The organism is Hyphomonas pacifica, assembly GCF_000682675.1.
Lineage (GTDB): Bacteria > Pseudomonadota > Alphaproteobacteria > Caulobacterales > Hyphomonadaceae > Hyphomonas > Hyphomonas pacifica.
This window is the reverse complement of sequence record NZ_AWFA01000015.1, coordinates 21,560-36,336: the sequence shown is the minus strand read 5'-3', so window position 1 is coordinate 36,336 and position 14,777 is coordinate 21,560. Positions and strand designations below refer to the sequence as shown.

At 58.3% G+C, this 14,777-nt stretch carries 18 protein-coding genes; 10 read left to right on the top strand and 8 right to left on the bottom strand.

Annotated features, from left to right (window positions below; genetic code table 11):
- Nucleotides 1-8: 8 nt before the first annotated feature.
- The 3 genes from HY2_RS06620 to HY2_RS06610 all read right to left on the bottom strand — a co-directional run bounded on the left by HY2_RS06620 (nt 9) and on the right by HY2_RS06610 (nt 1,710).
- On the bottom strand, nt 9-680 hold the full coding sequence (locus tag HY2_RS06620; RefSeq protein ID WP_034825944.1) for an SDR family oxidoreductase: 672 nt from the start codon (nt 678-680) through the stop codon (nt 9-11).
- A gap of 77 nt (nt 681-757) precedes the next feature.
- Complete coding sequence (locus HY2_RS06615) at nt 758-1,036, bottom strand: hypothetical protein (protein WP_034825943.1); 279 nt, start codon at nt 1,034-1,036, stop codon at nt 758-760.
- A 251-nt stretch (nt 1,037-1,287) separates the two neighbouring features.
- Nucleotides 1,288-1,710 carry a hypothetical protein gene (locus HY2_RS06610; RefSeq protein WP_051594796.1) on the bottom strand — a complete coding sequence of 141 codons (423 nt, stop codon included), beginning with the start codon at nt 1,708-1,710 and terminating at the stop codon, nt 1,288-1,290.
- A gap of 207 nt (nt 1,711-1,917) precedes the next feature.
- On the opposite strand from HY2_RS06610, the gene HY2_RS06605 reads away from it, so the two are divergent.
- From HY2_RS06605 to HY2_RS06595, 3 genes are all read left to right on the top strand, one after another.
- The gene (locus HY2_RS06605; RefSeq protein WP_051594795.1) at nt 1,918-2,895 is read left to right on the top strand and encodes a Gfo/Idh/MocA family protein; all 978 of its coding nucleotides are present in this window, start codon (nt 1,918-1,920) and stop codon (nt 2,893-2,895) included.
- 68 nt (nt 2,896-2,963) lie between these two features.
- Nucleotides 2,964-3,470 (top strand): HdeD family acid-resistance protein, encoded by a 507-nt coding sequence (locus HY2_RS06600; RefSeq protein WP_051594794.1) that lies wholly within the window; start codon nt 2,964-2,966, stop codon nt 3,468-3,470.
- 179 nt (nt 3,471-3,649) lie between these two features.
- Nucleotides 3,650-5,014 (top strand): tryptophanase, encoded by a 1,365-nt coding sequence (locus HY2_RS06595; protein WP_034825975.1) that lies wholly within the window; start codon nt 3,650-3,652, stop codon nt 5,012-5,014.
- A gap of 30 nt (nt 5,015-5,044) precedes the next feature.
- On the opposite strand, the gene HY2_RS06590 is transcribed toward HY2_RS06595, so the two are convergent.
- Nucleotides 5,045-6,736 (bottom strand): DUF4332 domain-containing protein, encoded by a 1,692-nt coding sequence (locus tag HY2_RS06590; RefSeq protein WP_034825937.1) that lies wholly within the window; start codon nt 6,734-6,736, stop codon nt 5,045-5,047.
- 166 nt (nt 6,737-6,902) lie between these two features.
- Between HY2_RS06590 and HY2_RS06585 the strand changes: the two genes are divergently transcribed.
- The gene (locus tag HY2_RS06585; RefSeq protein WP_034825936.1) at nt 6,903-7,808 is read left to right on the top strand and encodes an HNH endonuclease; all 906 of its coding nucleotides are present in this window, start codon (nt 6,903-6,905) and stop codon (nt 7,806-7,808) included.
- 5 nt (nt 7,809-7,813) lie between these two features.
- Here the strand turns inward: HY2_RS06585 and HY2_RS06580 are convergent, their stop codons facing one another.
- Entirely contained in the window at nt 7,814-9,154 is a 1,341-nt protein-coding gene (locus HY2_RS06580) for an acyl-CoA dehydrogenase family protein (RefSeq protein WP_034825935.1), read from the bottom strand.
- Between the two features lie 201 nt (nt 9,155-9,355).
- Here HY2_RS06580 and HY2_RS06575 point away from each other — a divergent pair, with 201 nt between their 5' ends.
- The 3 genes from HY2_RS06575 to HY2_RS06565 all read left to right on the top strand — a co-directional run bounded on the left by HY2_RS06575 (nt 9,356) and on the right by HY2_RS06565 (nt 10,896).
- Nucleotides 9,356-9,706 carry a UrcA family protein gene (locus HY2_RS06575; RefSeq protein ID WP_034825934.1) on the top strand — a complete coding sequence of 117 codons (351 nt, stop codon included), beginning with the start codon at nt 9,356-9,358 and terminating at the stop codon, nt 9,704-9,706.
- A 123-nt stretch (nt 9,707-9,829) separates the two neighbouring features.
- Entirely contained in the window at nt 9,830-10,126 is a 297-nt protein-coding gene (locus HY2_RS06570) for a DUF8200 family protein (RefSeq protein ID WP_034825932.1), read from the top strand.
- Between the two features lie 155 nt (nt 10,127-10,281).
- A complete protein-coding gene (locus tag HY2_RS06565) occupies nt 10,282-10,896 on the top strand; it encodes an exopolysaccharide biosynthesis protein (RefSeq protein WP_034825929.1) in 615 nt (204 codons plus the stop codon).
- Here the strand turns inward: HY2_RS06565 and HY2_RS06560 are convergent.
- Together HY2_RS06560 and HY2_RS06555 are read right to left on the bottom strand one after the other, a co-directional pair.
- Nucleotides 10,893-11,297, bottom strand: a complete 405-nt coding sequence (locus HY2_RS06560; protein WP_034825926.1) for a VOC family protein — start codon at nt 11,295-11,297, stop codon at nt 10,893-10,895. The two genes, HY2_RS06565 and HY2_RS06560, sit on opposite strands and share 4 nt — an antisense overlap.
- Before the next feature lie 35 nt (nt 11,298-11,332).
- Nucleotides 11,333-11,719, bottom strand: a complete 387-nt coding sequence (locus tag HY2_RS06555; protein WP_034825923.1) for a DUF302 domain-containing protein — start codon at nt 11,717-11,719, stop codon at nt 11,333-11,335.
- Between the two features lie 139 nt (nt 11,720-11,858).
- On the opposite strand from HY2_RS06555, the gene HY2_RS06550 reads away from it, so the two are divergent.
- The 3 genes from HY2_RS06550 to HY2_RS06540 all read left to right on the top strand — a co-directional run bounded on the left by HY2_RS06550 (nt 11,859) and on the right by HY2_RS06540 (nt 13,762).
- Nucleotides 11,859-12,284 carry an NUDIX hydrolase gene (locus HY2_RS06550; RefSeq protein WP_034825921.1) on the top strand — a complete coding sequence of 142 codons (426 nt, stop codon included), beginning with the start codon at nt 11,859-11,861 and terminating at the stop codon, nt 12,282-12,284.
- Between the two features lie 69 nt (nt 12,285-12,353).
- On the top strand, nt 12,354-12,968 hold the full coding sequence (locus HY2_RS06545) for an ElyC/SanA/YdcF family protein (protein ID WP_158534001.1): 615 nt from the start codon (nt 12,354-12,356) through the stop codon (nt 12,966-12,968).
- Between the two features lie 62 nt (nt 12,969-13,030).
- Nucleotides 13,031-13,762, top strand: coding sequence for a DUF3667 domain-containing protein (locus tag HY2_RS06540; RefSeq protein WP_034825919.1), 732 nt, complete (start codon nt 13,031-13,033; stop codon nt 13,760-13,762).
- Between the two features lie 8 nt (nt 13,763-13,770).
- Here the strand turns inward: HY2_RS06540 and HY2_RS06535 are convergent, their stop codons facing one another.
- On the bottom strand, nt 13,771-14,748 hold the full coding sequence (locus tag HY2_RS06535) for a M48 family metallopeptidase (protein ID WP_034825918.1): 978 nt from the start codon (nt 14,746-14,748) through the stop codon (nt 13,771-13,773).
- Nucleotides 14,749-14,777 lie beyond the last annotated feature (29 nt).

The following is a 14,777-nucleotide window of genomic DNA, read 5'->3' as shown; positions in this document are numbered from 1 at the left end:
TCCTGCGCCTACCAGGGCAGGATATTGCCTTCATAGTCAAAGAAGCGCAGCTCCGTCGCCGGAGCGGTGCCGGTGATCACCTTGTAGAGACCGGCGGCGCTGTCTTCCGGAGAGACCAGCGCGTTCGGGCCACCCATATCCGTCTTCACCCATCCGGGATGCAATGTCAGCACACTGATGCCCTGCCCGGCCAAGCTGCGCGCTGCAGTCCGAAGCGCCATGTTCAGCGCGGCCTTTGAGGTGCGGTAGATCAGGGCTGAGGGTGCGTCCGTCACTTCTATGGAGCCCATCTTGCTGGTCAAATTCGCAATAACCTTCTTGTCACCCGCCGCAACATTGTCTGTCAGCGCTTCGATGATGCGCAGGGGGGCAATCGTATTAACGCGCAGCACATGTTCGAATTCGCCATAGTCGAGATCGCCGAGCGCCGTGCTGCTGGCAATGCCCGCATTGTTGACCAGATAATCGAGTGGTGTATCGCCCAGACCGGCCTTCAGCGCAGCGATGGAGTTCGGGTCTGCCACATCCAGCTGCATGGTTTTCGCGCCCGCAGCTTTTAGCTCGTCAGCCTTGTCCGGCTCACGCGCCGTACCGATCACGTCATATCCGTTGGACAGAAACTGCCGCGCGAGGGCGAGACCTACGCCGCGATTTGCCCCGGTGATCAGAACAGTCGGCATGGTAGCATCCTCTTTATCAGCGCCAGTATCTTGTCTCACCGTCAGCTAGCGCAGATCGCAGATCGGGCAAGCCGGCATCATTCGGGAAGGATGCGATAGACCGCCGTCGCCTTCATGACCGGCGCGCCGTTTTGCAGGGCCAGGCCACCGGTAAACAGAATGGTGCGCGTGCGCCGGTCTATCCGGGCCTCCAGCTCCGTCGGGGTATCGGCATAGGCGGCAGCGGAGACATCAATCGTGACGGAAACCATCTCGACCGCATGGGGCGCGCAGGCTGCTTCGGCATCGGCGCGAATGGCCGCCATCAGATCCAGCGCCAGCCGCTCATCCGCGTTCAGTGAATCCCGATCCTGCATGTCCGCCAGCCCTTTTGATAATCGACATCCGACATAGACAGGCTGAGGCCAAATGAAAAGGGCCGGACCCGACAAGCAGACCCGGCCCCCGTCTGTCGACCCGCACATTTCAGCGGTTAGGAATGAAATCTACAGGTCACAACTGTTACGCAGTGACCAGGCGATTGGTTCACTCTACCTGAAAATTCTTCTGCAGACATGAAAAAGCCGCCCCGAAAGGCGGCTTGCTCATATAGTCTTGGGGGCGGGCATCAGGCCGCTTGCGCAGCGGCTGCCTCTGCATCCAGGTCAGAGCCGATCAGGTCTCCCAGATGGCCAAAGCCTGTCAGGCCGTGATATTGTTCCATATAGGAAGAGATCGCGGGCAGCAGCTGGCCGATGGCCTTGTGATCCAGGCCCAAGCCGTGCAGTTCGCTAATCATGGACTGGGCCACGAGACGCTTGCCGCCGGGGGTCTGCTCGATCATGCGGGCAATCGTGCCGGTCGGCGCGCCAATGTCGCTGCCGATACGGGCAGACAGGGCCCGCGCGCCGGGAATTGTCTTGAACATGGCCAGCGCAAATGGAGACTCCTGACGCTCTGCCGCATTCAGAACAATGCCGAGGGCACGCTTTGCGGTTTCCTGCGAAAGGCCGTTATGTGTGGCGAGGTGCGCAGTAATTTCAGTCAACATGTGCGAAAGCACTCCCAGGATTAACGGCTTCAGATGCTTTATTAACCCCTGTTGTGCTTACCGCTTCGTTACCATAGAGGGGCATGGAAGCACCGTTTGAAGCCATTAGTGTTAAGAGCCGTTAGGGCCGGGTAAACAAAAAGGCCGGATCTGTTTACTTGTTATCCACAGGCCGGTTACCAGACAGACGCAAAAAGGAACAATTTGATGATCCGTATCGGGATACTCGGAGCCGCTAAGATCGGGCCTAAGGCGATGATTGAGCCAGTCTCACGGCGCGAGGATTGCACGATTACCGCCGTGGCCGCCCGAGATGGGGAACGGGCCAAGGCATATGCCGGGCAATACGGAATTCCTGCGACCGAAACCGACTATCTGGCACTGGTCGAGCGCGAGGATGTGGACCTGGTCTATAACGCCCTGCCCCCGCACCGCCATGCTGATCTAACCATTGCCGCGCTGGAAGCCGGCAAGGCGGTGCTGTGCGAGAAGCCATTTGCGATGAACACGCCCGAAGCCGTTAATATGGTTACGGCCGCCCACCGCACTGGACAGACCCTGATCGAGGCCTTCCACTATCGCTTTCACCCCGCCTTCCAGTTAGTGCTGGACATTATCCGCCGGGAAGAGCTGGGCGCGCTGCACACGCTGGAGGGCATTTTTGATGTCGAGATCCCGTATCGCGAGGGAGAACTGCGCCACACGCTGGAGCTGGGCGGCGGTGCCCTGATGGATCTCGGCTGTTACCCCGTCCACATGGTCCGTACCCTGGCCGGGACCGAGCCGCGCGTCCTGTCAGCCGAGGCTGTCTGCGAACGGGATGGCGTGGACCTCAGCATGAAAGCTCAGCTGGGCTTTCCGGGCGGCGTGCAGGCGAAGATCCAGACCAGCATGGCCCCCGGCGTGACACGTCAAACTTTCCTGCGGGCGGAATGCGCTGATGGCTCCATCGAGATGACCAATCCCGTCCATCCGCAGCTGGGCCATGAGATCACCATCCATCATATGGGCAAGACCCGCGTGGAGAGCGTTCCATCCAGCACAACCTATGATCACCAGCTAGGCCATGTGCTGAATGTGATGCGCGGACGCGCCGCACCGCTGACCGGGGGCGCCGACGCGGTTGGTAACATGTCTGCGATCGACAGCATTTATGTTGCCGCAGGCCTCAATCCGCGGGGATAACGGTCTGGTTTGACGCAATTACCTCCCTATATGCTGTCTGACAGGAGACCAATGGAAGGCTGACCCCCATGAAGACTGCAGGCATTATCTTTCTCATTCTGGGCGCTCTGGCGATCCTCTTCCCCTTCATTGCGGGCCTCTCCTACAATTTCATTCTCGCCTATCTGATCATCATTGGCGGCGTGGTTCATTTCTGGTGGGCATGGCGCCCCAGCCTGGATGGCAAGCTGCACCATCTGCTGCTGGCACTGCTGTATTTCGCAGGCGGTATCGCGCTGCTGGTCTTCCCGATGATCGGGCTTGTCTCCTTCGCGATTGTTCTTGGCGTGTCCTTCCTGGCGCAGGGCATCGTGCAGCTGGCTCTGGCACTTAGCAGCAACCACCTGCAAGGCAGCGGCAAGGGCATGCTGGTGATATCCGGCCTGCTTGGCCTGTTGGCTGGTCTGTTCATCCTGATCGGACTGCCCAGCAGCGCGACCTGGGCCGTGGGCACACTGGCCGGTGTGAACCTGCTGATCTTCGGCGCATCCCTGCTGGCGATGGACAAGGCGCTGGCCGGTCCGTTCGAGGACTGACACCTCAGCAATTCCCGATCTTGCGCGGAATAATATTCGCATGATATGGCACAGGCCTCACAACAGGCGCTGAGCGCGGTCTTATCCCCATGATGAGGCAACCGCGGCGCAGGATAAGTCCTGTGTGTGCGCCCGTTGACGGCAATCTCCAGGACCTTGCAGAGCCAGGAGTGCCAGACATGAAAACCATTATCGAACCTTTCCGCATCAAATCGGTCGAACCGATCCGCATGACGACGCGCGAGGAGCGCGAACGCCTGCTGAAACAAGCGGGCTACAATCTCTTCAAACTGCACTCGGATGATGTGCTGATTGACCTGCTGACAGACAGCGGAACCTCGGCCATGAGCGCGGCGCAATGGGGCGCCATGATGACCGGCGATGAAAGCTATGCCGGCGCGCCGAGCTTTTACCGCTTTGAAGCGGCTGTGCGTGACCTGATGGATTTCAAGCATATCATTCCCGCCCACCAGGGCCGCGCCGCAGAGCATTTGCTGTTCTCCCTGATCGCAAAGCCCGGCCTGGTCATCCCCTCCAACACGCATTTCGATACAACACGCGGTAACATCGAGGCCGCGGGTGCCGAGGCGCTGGACCTGCCCATTGCAGAGGGCAAGATCCCGTCCCTGGACCACCCGTTCAAGGGCAATATGGACCTTGCCGAGCTGGAACGCCTGATGACGAAGCGCGGCGACGCAGTGCCTTGCGTGATGATGACAATCACGAACAATGCTGGCGGCGGACAGCCGGTCAGCCTGGAGAATATTCGCGGCGCGGCAGAGATTGCCCATGCGCATGGCAAGCCCTTCTTCATTGATGGCTGCCGCTTTGCGGAGAATGCCTGGTTCATCAAGCTGCGCGAGCATGGCCAGCAGGACCGTTCCATCAAGGACATCGTGCGCGACACATTCCGCGTGGCCGACGGCATGACGATGAGCGCCAAGAAAGATGCTTTCGCCAATATTGGCGGCTGGCTGGCGCTGAATGATGACACCCTGGCCGAGCAGGCCCGCACGCGCCTGATCCAGACCGAGGGCTTCCCCACCTATGGCGGCCTTGCCGGCCGGGATCTGGACGCCATTGCGCAGGGCCTGACCGAAATTGTGGACGAGGACTATCTACGCTACCGGGTACGGACGAATGCCTATATCGCCGAGCGGCTGGACGAAATGGGCGTGCCGGTGATGAAGCCCGCAGGCGGCCATGCCGTGTTCGTGGATGCGCGCGAATGGCTGGCGCACATTCCACCGCTGGAATATCCGGGCCATGCGCTAGCCTGCGCCCTGTATGAAGAGGGCGGTATTCGTGGCTGCGAGATCGGCACGGTAATGTTCGGGCGCAAGCCGGATGGCAGCGAGGAGCCGGCCCGAATGGACCTGGTGCGCCTCGCCATGCCGCGTCGCGTCTATACCCAGTCGCATGCGGACTATATCGTCGAAGTGTTTGAGGAACTGGCGAAACGCAAGGATGACATCCGCGGCCTGAAAATCGTGAAGGAGCCGCCCATGATGCGCCACTTCACGGCGGAGTTCGAACGTCTTTAGGCGAAGACCTGAACCGGCCGCCTGGCAGGGCTAGGCGGCCGTTTTGGCCATCTCGATCCACCCATTGACTTCTTCTTCGGCAAGATAGTCGTCATCGCGGATCACGCGGTCCCCTTCCGGGGTCTGAAGGAATTCGCTGGCCAGCATGAACAGCGTGCGCGCCGGTGCCTCGGCCAGTTCGGCGCGGTTGCGGATACCTGCACCGACCAGGATTTGCGCATCATGCACGCGCAGGCCCGGCACCTCCATCATCAGGATGGTCTGGTCTTTCCAGTCATTCAGCGTGTCGACATCGATATAGGCAACATCCAGCAGGAAAACGGTTTCTTCCGGATCGCAATCCAGCAGATCGCCGACCGTAGTGATACCGGCGCGGCCAAGTCGCTTGGCGGTTTTCTTGCCAATGCTCGGCGCTTCCACGACGGGGGAGTCACGCGTGATGCGGCTGCGACGGGCGATATCTCCGCTCTCGTCATCATAGTCTTCCTCAGAGGTGGGTGCCTGCGTTTCGGCGTTCGCCTCCTCCGGTTCAAACAGAACCTCTTCAGCCTTGGGCGGGGCCTGTTTCTTCGGCGCGGGCACCTCTTCCGGCTCTTCAGACTCGGCCTCGACTTCTTCTGCAGTTTCTTCCATGATCGGTTGATCCAGAAGGATTTCTTCGGCCTCAGACTCTGCGGCACCTACATCTTCTGCGGTCTCTTCGGCGACGTTCAGCTTTGCCTCGTCCTCTATCAGCTGGGTCAGCAGGCGCTCCTCGACGGCCTTGTTCTTCGAGCCGATCGGGCCAATCTCCTGCTTGTTAAGTTCTTTCAGCGGCGTGCGCAGCACCTGTTTTGCGTGCAGCTTGCGGATCACCTTGTCATCTTCCGGCAGGGTACGGATGACTTTTCCTGTTTTCTGGAATTCCTTGTACATGCGCGTGACCGTGTGCCTGTCGGCGGCATCGGACAGCTTCGCCGTAACCCAGCGGATCGGAATATCCAGCGTCTCAATATAGCCTTGCAGGGTGAGATGGGTCTTCGGCGCGCTGACGGCAGCCTCGCGAATAGCGCGGGTCAGGATAGCGCCGAACCCGGCCGTGGCATAGGCGACCAGATCGACGATGGCGTCGAACATGGTTTCATCAAGACCGCTGGGCGGATCTTTGACGCCGGCGTCGAGATCATAATGGTCAATGAAGGTCTGGTAGTGCTCATGCGACAGGCGCGCGCCATTGCGCACCATGTCCGCCACAAAGCCGATGCCGTCCGGCACCGGAACATCCGGATAGCCGATCGTGGCGATCCGGCCGTCAATCTTGTCACGCGATTTCGCAATACTCCATTCCACGGCGCGGTGGATGGCACCCTCTTCCTCCGTCTGCCCCGTATGGAAGGGCTGGATCGGATCGGCGTAGTAATGGCTCAGCACGCCGAGGGCATAGGCGGCCTTGCTCCATTGTTTCTTGCGCAGATGGTCAACCGAATTGGCGTACCATTCCATCGCCTTGCCCGGCGCGCCGCCCCATTCGCCCTCGGAGATATGCAGGACGTGGTTCTTGAAATCCTTGAAGGTCGAGTCCGGCGCTTTCGCCCCGGCCAGCAAATGCTCATGGTGGACGAGGAACAAATCCTTCCACATCTCCGCATCATCGGTTGCGATCAGCGACAGGGCATCCATCGCAATATAATGATGCGTAGAGCGGCACCGGTGGCCGCGAATAACCCGTTCGAGCAGAGACATCTCCCGTCTCCCTTCCCGCCTGTTTCAATCTGGATCAGACGAGAAATGCCTAACGATAGTTACCGCCCGATTAACCATTCGCGCACGAGGGGAAAATTCGTAGAGATTGATCTTTGGAATTACCTGGCCAAACTGTCGCCCTGTTGATTCATTAGGGAAGGCTCAAATGGCCAAGGGCGTATTTCTACACAGACCGGGCTCCATTTATGATGACCTCCCCCATGAAAGGTATCATTTCCCAGCGCGATATCTGCGCACGGTAGAGCAAACAGTCGGAGACTGGATTGTCTATAATGAGCTTCGCGGAGGTAAGGGCTCCTCTGGTTACAACGCCATCGCAAAAGTCACACATGTACTACCCGACCCAAATCAGGAAGGTCTATTTTTCGCCTATATGGAGCATGGCAGCTATTTAGGCTTTGAGAAGTTCGTTCCCTATCGAGACGGCACCAAGTTTATGGAGTCCCGACTAGCCACCGGAACAAACAAGCCGACAGGCTACGCACAGTCTGCTGTGCGGGAGATATCGGACGAAGACTTCTATAGAATTTGCTACAAGGGCAATCCTCTTAATGAGGAGCTTCCAAGGTTCGACGAAGACGATGAGGATCTCCCTCATGATGGCTTTCGGGAAGGTCCAGCACCGTTTGTCTTTGGGGAAGAACGCGAACGATTTCAGCAAATCATCACGCGCCCCGTCAGGAAAAAGATATTCCGCAACGCGGTCATTCACGCATACGACAAAAGATGCGCTTTTACCGGAATGCAGTTTATCAACGGCAAGGGCAGAGCCGAGGTTCAGGCCGCGCATATTAAACCGGTTGAACATGACGGGCCGGATCACATCCAGAATGGTATTGCCTTATCAGGCACCATTCATTGGATGTTTGATCGCGGGCTGATCACGCTTTCGGATAATTACGACATTCAGGTTTCGCGGCAAGTGAACGATGCGGACCGGGTATGGAGCATGATGTCTCCAACCCGGAAAGCAAGCGTTCCTGCTGATCCCAAACAACGCCCTCACCCAGCCTTTTTGGAATGGCATCGCAAGGAGTGCTTCAAGCACTGAGGGATTCACCGCACCGCGAAATCGGTGGGTTCGGTGCTTTTGCCTTTGGAGTCTTTTTCACCTTTGGACTGGCCGTGTTTGCCGGGGCCCATGAAGCCGAAGAGATGCCCAGCAACCTTGCGCATCTGGATCTCTTCAGAGCCTTCCGTGATGCGATAGCGGCGGTGATGGCGATAGATGTGCTCAAACGGTTTGTGCCGGGAATAGCCCATGCCGCCATGCACCTGCATCGCCCGGTCGGCCGCGTTGCAGCAGAGGCGGTTTGCCCGGTAGTTGCACATCGAGACCTTGTCGGAGAGATGGATGGCCACGTCCGGCTTTGACATCTGGTCCATTTCCCAGGCCGTCTTGAAGATCAGCAGGCGAAGCATTTCAGCCTCGGTCGCCAGCTCCACTAGCGGGAACTGGATCGCCTGATTGGTCGCCAGCGCCTTGCCGAAGGGCTTGCGCTCGCGGGCATATTTCACGCTCTCATCAATGCAATACATGGCTGCGCCGACAGAGCTGGCGGCCTGGCGAATGCGGTTTTCATGGACGAAGTGCTGGGCCAGGGCGAGGCCCCCTTCCGGCGGGCCGAAGACGGCATCTTCCGACACCCAGACATCCTTGATTGTCAGCCGCGGATGGTCCGTCGGCATGTTGAAGGTCCACATATATTCTTCGATGATCACACCCGGATCGTCGGCCGGGATGATCAGGCAAGTGATGCCGCGGGCATCGCCATCCTCTCCACTTGTGCGGCAGAACAGCATGATGTGCGTCGCGACATGCATGCCGGTAATCCACATCTTCTCGCCATTGATCAGCCAGCCATCCTTGCCGTCTTTCTTGTGGCGCACGGCGCGCGTTTCCATATGCGTCGCGTCAGAGCCATGGTCCGGCTCGGTCAGGCCGAAACAGGCCAGGAACTTGCCCTCCAGCGCAGCGGTGGCGAGGTGTTTCTGGTCGGGGCGCGCAAAGTCTCTCAGCATCAGGATTTGCGGAAAGTTGCCGACAATCGAATGTTCGTTCTGCAAATCATTATGCAGGCCTAGGCCCTTTCTGGCAAAATGCTCACGGATAATGGCCATGCCGAGATTGGAGCCATTCTGCCCCCCAAACTCTTCCGGCAGGGCATAGCGCAGATGGCCGGCAGCATCGGCACGGCGCTTGGCTTCCTTCAGCAGCGCCTCCCATTCCGGGCGCGGCAGGCCGTCATTGTCAAAATCGGTGCGGGCCCATTCGCGGCGATGATCAAAGAAGCGGATATTATCATCCTGCTGTTCCAGCGGCTTGATCTCGTCCTCAATGAACTGGTCCAGCACTTTCAGATAGTCGGCGATATCCTGCGGAATATTGAAATCCATCTTCCTCTCCTCCTGAGCCGGGTTTGCCCGGTCATCCTGTTTCTGCCGCTACAATAGCGAGCCGACGGGCCACAGCAATTTGTTCCGCCGGGGCAAGAGGATTCGAAAAAAATGATCAGTGAATGATTGACATTTTATTCATTGATCATAATCTCTGCTTACGGTGACTGATCGCCGCAACCCGCAAGAAGGTTTCCTCCCATGCCATCTTTCCTCAAAACCCTCGCACCGCTGGCCCTGGCTGGTACGGCCCTGGCCATCGCGCCGGCAGCCAGTGCAGAAGCGCCCCGCCCGATAAGTGTTCAAATTCAATATGATGCAAGCGCTCTGACGAGCCATGACGGTGCCCTAAACGTACTGAATTCACTGCAAGAACAGGCCAGTCGCGCCTGCCGCTATGATGTTCCTGTCTCCGGCGCACCCCGCGTAGATGAAGACTGCACCGTTCAGACGGTGACCAGAGCCGTCGCCAAGATCAACGACCCCGTGCTGACCGCCGCATATCACGATAAGACGGAAACCGGCGTGCGGTTGCTGGCCTCTCAGGAGTAAACGATCACAGCGCCGCGAAAGGCTGAACAATTGACGCTTTCGTCACTATTAGTTAGTGAGCCTACACGGAAACACGGATTTCCACCCCTATTCAAGATCCACCAACCAAAAGGCATTCCTCCCATGCTACGTTCTGCTGCTCTCGGCGCTGCTTTCCTGGCCCTTACCGGCCCTGCTTTCGCGGCCACTTTCACCTTTGAAACCGCCGCCCCAGTCGGGGATGACAAAGTGGTTGCCAATGGCACTGTGTTCCTGTGCGAAAACACCGTGTGCAAAGGCGACATGAACCGCAAGAAAGCCTCTGTCCGCGACTGCAAGAAAATCGCGAAAAAAGCTGGCGAGATCGTTTCCTTCGGAACGTCCGACTCCCAGCTGAACGCTGAAGAAATTGAAGAGTGCAAGGCGACAGCACGCAAGTAGGCGCTGCACTCAACTCCAAGACCTCTCCTCGGGCCGCGTTGGTAATTGCCACGCGGCCATTTTTTTAGCTGCATTCTACGCCGCCCATACCAGACTAGGCACAAGTGAACCTTTCCCTGTCTCAAACGTTTGTCAGCCACAAGGAAAGGAATTGAATGTCCACGTCGAATAATGCTCCGTTGGAAGAAGTTCTCTCTGCCGTCGTCGAGCAGAGCGACTCCGATAAGGTTTCCATCGGTGAAATACTGGATATGTATGGCGACCGGTCGTTTGGCCCGGTGATCATGTTGCTGGGCGCATTGGTTGTTCTGCCGCCGATTGGCGCTATCCCCGGCCTGCCGATGATTGTCGGCGTGATCATCATTCTTTTCAGTATACAAATAATTTTCGGTGCCGATCACATCTGGATGCCGAATTTCATTCAAAAGCAGTCCATTGAGCGCAAAAAGCTGAAAAAGGCCGAAGAGAATGCCAAGCCCTTTCTGAAGCGCCTGGACCGGCTTATTACTGAGCGCCTGAAATGGGCGACTGGAAGTATCGCCACTTACTTTGCCGCTATTGCCGTGACGCTCATGGCACTGACGCTGGTCCCGCTGGAATTCGTGCCGTTTGCAGTTGCTGCACCGGGTTTTGTGATCATGCTATTCGGCGTGGCTCTGGTGGCACAGGATGGCGCGCTGATGTTGGTAGGGTTTGCCGGCACGCTGGCGGCTGTATTGATTACAGTCTTCCTGGTCCCTTGGGACAAGATTGCCGGCCTGTTCGGCTAGGCTTCCGAGGCGAGGCCGGACTCGACAGGTTGCCACAGTTCGATCTTGCGGCCGTCGGGGTCCATCACCCAGGCAAACTTTCCATAGCTTTCGATCATCGGCTCGCCTTCCAGCTGCCCCCCTTCCGCACGGATGCGCTCGACCATTCCGTCCAGATCATCGACCATCAGGTTTATCATGAAATCGCTGCCTGACGGTTTGAAATAGTCGCTACCTGCCTTGAAGGGCGCCCAGATAGTGCGGGCGCCAGTCGGGAATTGCATGCCTGATTCGGCATGGGAGAAGCTGGCACCGCCATATTCATCAATCTCCATGCCCAGAACGCTTTTGTACCAAGCTCGGGTCGCCTCGACATCCTTGCAGAGGAAGAAAATCCCGCCGAGCCCCAATATCTTTGCCATGGTCTGCCCCCCCTTCCCCTTCTCTTGCTTTGCTGTCAGATGGCTGCCACCGCGTCGGCCAACATGTCGCGGACCTGCCCTGCCACAGAGTGCAGCGTGTCATTTTCGATGGCCTGCATGGAGGCGACAGGGTCAATCGCGCTAACCTCCACGCCGCCGTCAACTTCGCGCAGGATAACATTACAGGGCAGCATCGCGCCGACGCGCGGCTCAATACCGATCGCCTTGAAAGCCATGTCCGGATTACAGGCCCCCAGAATGCGATAGCCCGGCATGTCGGCATCCAGCTTTTTCTTCATCGTCCCCTGCACGTCGATCTCGGTCAGCACGCCAAAGCCTTTGGAGGAAAGCGCCTCACGGGTGCGCTTGTCAGCCTCATCAAGCGAGGTGTTGGAAAGCATGCGGTTGATTGTGTAGGACATGGCCGTCTCCTGTCGCCTGCGGGATATTTCAAAACAGCCTACGCCTGATCCGCAGGATGACAAGCGGGGCGCCCCCTATTGGCCACGGGAATGCCCCGAAACCCTGCCCAAACATGGGTATTGCCTGTAGGGTCCGGGCATGACTGATTCCCATCTTCTTCCGGGCGCCGGATGTGGTGCCGCTATCCTGGATGAGGAAGGCCGCCTTCTGTTGATCCAGCGCCTGAAAGAGCCGGAGGCCGGGGCCTGGGGTCTGCCGGGCGGTAAAATTGATTTCGGCGAGCGTGCGGAAGATACCGCCCGCCGTGAGATCGAAGAGGAACTGGGCGTACGGATAGAACTGACGGGCCTCGCCTGCATCGCAGAGACGATCAATAAGGGTGATGGCAGGCACTGGGTCGCGCCGGTCTATACCGCCCGCATCCTATCCGGCGAACCGCGTGTGATGGAGCCGCACAAGCATGGCGGCTGGGGCTGGTTTGCGCTGGATGAGCTGCCCTTGCCCCTGACAAGCCCGGCGCATGACTATCTCGCCTCTCTTGGCCGGCAAGTGCCCAAGGCTTAACTGTGAATATGTAGTAAGTGTTGCGATTGTGCCCTAGCGGGCGTCGGGCATCTCGTGAATATAGCCTTCGTGAGTCGACGCATCCTGAAATTGCTGATCTGGCTGGTCATAGCAGACCTTGCCGCGACGCTCCTGTTCTGGGGCGCAACCCGCCTGTCGGACCAGACCGGCAAGGCATCCGGCGGCTTGGGCGTTGTTTTCTATACAGATAACGCGGCTGATGCCTCTGCGCGGATCGACAAGGGCATTTCCTTGCTTCAGAAGAAAAAGGTCGACCGGCTGTTAATGGTTGGAGGTCACCGTCCGCAGGATGGTCGTCTGGGCAGCCAGGAAATGGCCCTGCTGGCCGCGCGGCGCTCCGGCCTCTCCGGCCGTATCAGCGCAGACGTGGAAAGCCGGGACACGATTTCCGGCCTGTCCAATCTGGCCAAGCGCGCCGATACGCTGAAGAGCGGCAAGATCGTGTTCATTTCGAACTGCATGCATGTGCTGCGTGCCAAGGCGATCTATTCCAGCCATAAGGGCAAACAGCCCAAGGCGCTGGGTGCCTGCCCAAGCGGCGGCTACAATCCGTTCGACATCTGGCGGCGCGCACATTACGAGGCCGCGGCCTGGGTACTGTTCCTGCTGCCGGAAGGTGCCCGCGACGCGATCATCGACCAGTTGCGCGGTGACGAGGACTGACAGTCTGTTGCGCTGAGAGCGCAAACAGACTTTCTAGGCATCCGAATGGGCAGGGAGGCGGCATGAAAGATCACGGCACACGCAAGGATTTTGAGGACACTGTTGAAGACGCACTGGGCTTCAATTTCAGGTCGATCAGAACCCTGAAGGACCTGCTGATCCACCCGAACAGGGTTTTCAAGTCCTATGCGGAACGTGACCGCGAAACCTACACACCTGCGCTGAGACTCTGGTTTGGCCTGATTGGCATTCAGGTCATCATCTCTACCCTTTGGGGGGGATGGGGTGGCATTATGAAACGCCAGCTTGAAGCCAATTCTCCACGAGTGAGAGAAGTATATGTTAGCCTGACCGATGGTAGGCTGGAGCCTTTCTACGATCACTATGGCTCAGCCATGAATGTGCTGATGCCGATTGTGATTTCGTGCTTCTCAGCGCTCGGCGTGTTTTTGCTCAGCGCATTTGGCGTCAAACTCAGCTGGCCAGCCCGCCTTAACATAGCCATGGGTATCCTGGTCGCGGGATCTGTTATCGGGTTGCTGTATCAGCCAGCGGTATTCTTCGATTTCTACTATCAGTACCCATGGACAGGGCTGGTTGTTGTCATGGCAGCCTATTTTCTGACCTTCTATCGTGGGGCGCCAGGCGTGCTGGCCAGCACGAAGAAACTGGCGGCTGTGAAGGCATTCGGGTTTTCGCTTGGTATGATGGTGCTCATCATAATTGGCTCGATGATCATGCAAATTGCTGCGGTGATCTATGCGGTCATTAAGATAGGTCCGCCTGCCGGCTGAAGCATAGCTTAGTTCAGAGTGCCGCAACGACGTTCGTATTCGGCGATGGCCTCAGGCATCCATTTACGGAAATTGGCGGCGCGGGTCTCAGAGGCCGGGTGTGTGGACATCCATTCCGGCGGGCGCTGACCGCCCATCTGGCCCATGCGTTCCCATAAGTCCGGCGCTTCGCGCGGGTCGTAACAGGCGCGCACAAGCAGATCGAGACCGATCTTGTCGGCTTCCGTCTCATGCTTTCGGGAATAGGCCAGCATGCTGCCCTGCGCGGCAATGCCGAACGCCTGCAGGATGGCGCGCTGCTGGGACGGGTCCATGTCGCCCAGGCCGACCCCAACGGCGAGCTGACCCATCTGCATGACCTGTTGCTGACTCATCCGCTCTGCCCCGTGATGGGCGAGCGCGTGGCCGATCTCATGCCCCATGACAACGGCGAGCTTGTCGACATCTGAAATGTCGGCCAGCGTGACCTGCCCGTCATGATTGCCGGTAATATCCAGGATGCCGGTATAGACGGCGACATAACCGCCGGGCAGGCAGAAGGCGTTGGGGGTGTCAGAGTCGACGACATAATACGTCCAGTCGAACTGATCGGCGACAGGCGTGAAGCTGTAGCCCTCAGCCAGCAAGTCCTGCTCAAGCTGCACTGCAGCGCCCTGTAGGCGTTTGCCGATCTGCCGGACCGTGTCAGTCATTTCCTGCGCCTCTGGTCCACAGCTGCCCTCAGAGGCGCACAGGACGGTGTTTCCTTGGCTTTGTTCCTGCTGCAGGATCTGGACATAGGATTGCTGACCGAGCTGAACTTCCTGTTCCACTGAGACAGTGTTCAGCTGTTTGCGGCCTGAAAACGGCACTTCTTTCTGATTGGCCTGCCAGTAGACGAAGAGGAGGAACAGCCCGACAAGGATGAGCGTGAAACGGCTACGCAGCAGACCGCCAAGTCCCCCGGACTGCGAACGGTGGCCATAAGCATGTCGCGGATACCGCATTGGGCTGTTCTCCTGGCAAACTGGGTAAA

Excerpts from the sequence above, each read along its gene's own strand:
- HY2_RS06620 (WP_034825944.1), bottom strand. The coding sequence starts at position 680 with ATGCCGACTGTTCTGATCACCGGGGCAAATCGCGGCGTAGGTCTCGCC.
- HY2_RS06615 (WP_034825943.1), bottom strand. The coding sequence starts at position 1,036 with ATGCAGGATCGGGATTCACTGAACGCGGATGAGCGGCTGGCGCTGGAT.
- HY2_RS06610 (WP_051594796.1), bottom strand. The coding sequence starts at position 1,710 with ATGTTGACTGAAATTACTGCGCACCTCGCCACACATAACGGCCTTTCG.
- HY2_RS06605 (WP_051594795.1), top strand. The coding sequence starts at position 1,918 with ATGATCCGTATCGGGATACTCGGAGCCGCTAAGATCGGGCCTAAGGCG.
- HY2_RS06600 (WP_051594794.1), top strand. The coding sequence starts at position 2,964 with ATGAAGACTGCAGGCATTATCTTTCTCATTCTGGGCGCTCTGGCGATC.
- HY2_RS06595 (WP_034825975.1), top strand. The coding sequence starts at position 3,650 with ATGAAAACCATTATCGAACCTTTCCGCATCAAATCGGTCGAACCGATC.
- HY2_RS06590 (WP_034825937.1), bottom strand. The coding sequence starts at position 6,736 with ATGTCTCTGCTCGAACGGGTTATTCGCGGCCACCGGTGCCGCTCTACG.
- HY2_RS06585 (WP_034825936.1), top strand. The coding sequence starts at position 6,903 with ATGGCCAAGGGCGTATTTCTACACAGACCGGGCTCCATTTATGATGAC.
- HY2_RS06580 (WP_034825935.1), bottom strand. The coding sequence starts at position 9,154 with ATGGATTTCAATATTCCGCAGGATATCGCCGACTATCTGAAAGTGCTG.
- HY2_RS06575 (WP_034825934.1), top strand. The coding sequence starts at position 9,356 with ATGCCATCTTTCCTCAAAACCCTCGCACCGCTGGCCCTGGCTGGTACG.
- HY2_RS06570 (WP_034825932.1), top strand. The coding sequence starts at position 9,830 with ATGCTACGTTCTGCTGCTCTCGGCGCTGCTTTCCTGGCCCTTACCGGC.
- HY2_RS06565 (WP_034825929.1), top strand. The coding sequence starts at position 10,282 with ATGTCCACGTCGAATAATGCTCCGTTGGAAGAAGTTCTCTCTGCCGTC.
- HY2_RS06560 (WP_034825926.1), bottom strand. The coding sequence starts at position 11,297 with ATGGCAAAGATATTGGGGCTCGGCGGGATTTTCTTCCTCTGCAAGGAT.
- HY2_RS06555 (WP_034825923.1), bottom strand. The coding sequence starts at position 11,719 with ATGTCCTACACAATCAACCGCATGCTTTCCAACACCTCGCTTGATGAG.
- HY2_RS06550 (WP_034825921.1), top strand. The coding sequence starts at position 11,859 with ATGACTGATTCCCATCTTCTTCCGGGCGCCGGATGTGGTGCCGCTATC.
- HY2_RS06540 (WP_034825919.1), top strand. The coding sequence starts at position 13,031 with ATGAAAGATCACGGCACACGCAAGGATTTTGAGGACACTGTTGAAGAC.
- HY2_RS06535 (WP_034825918.1), bottom strand. The coding sequence starts at position 14,748 with ATGCGGTATCCGCGACATGCTTATGGCCACCGTTCGCAGTCCGGGGGA.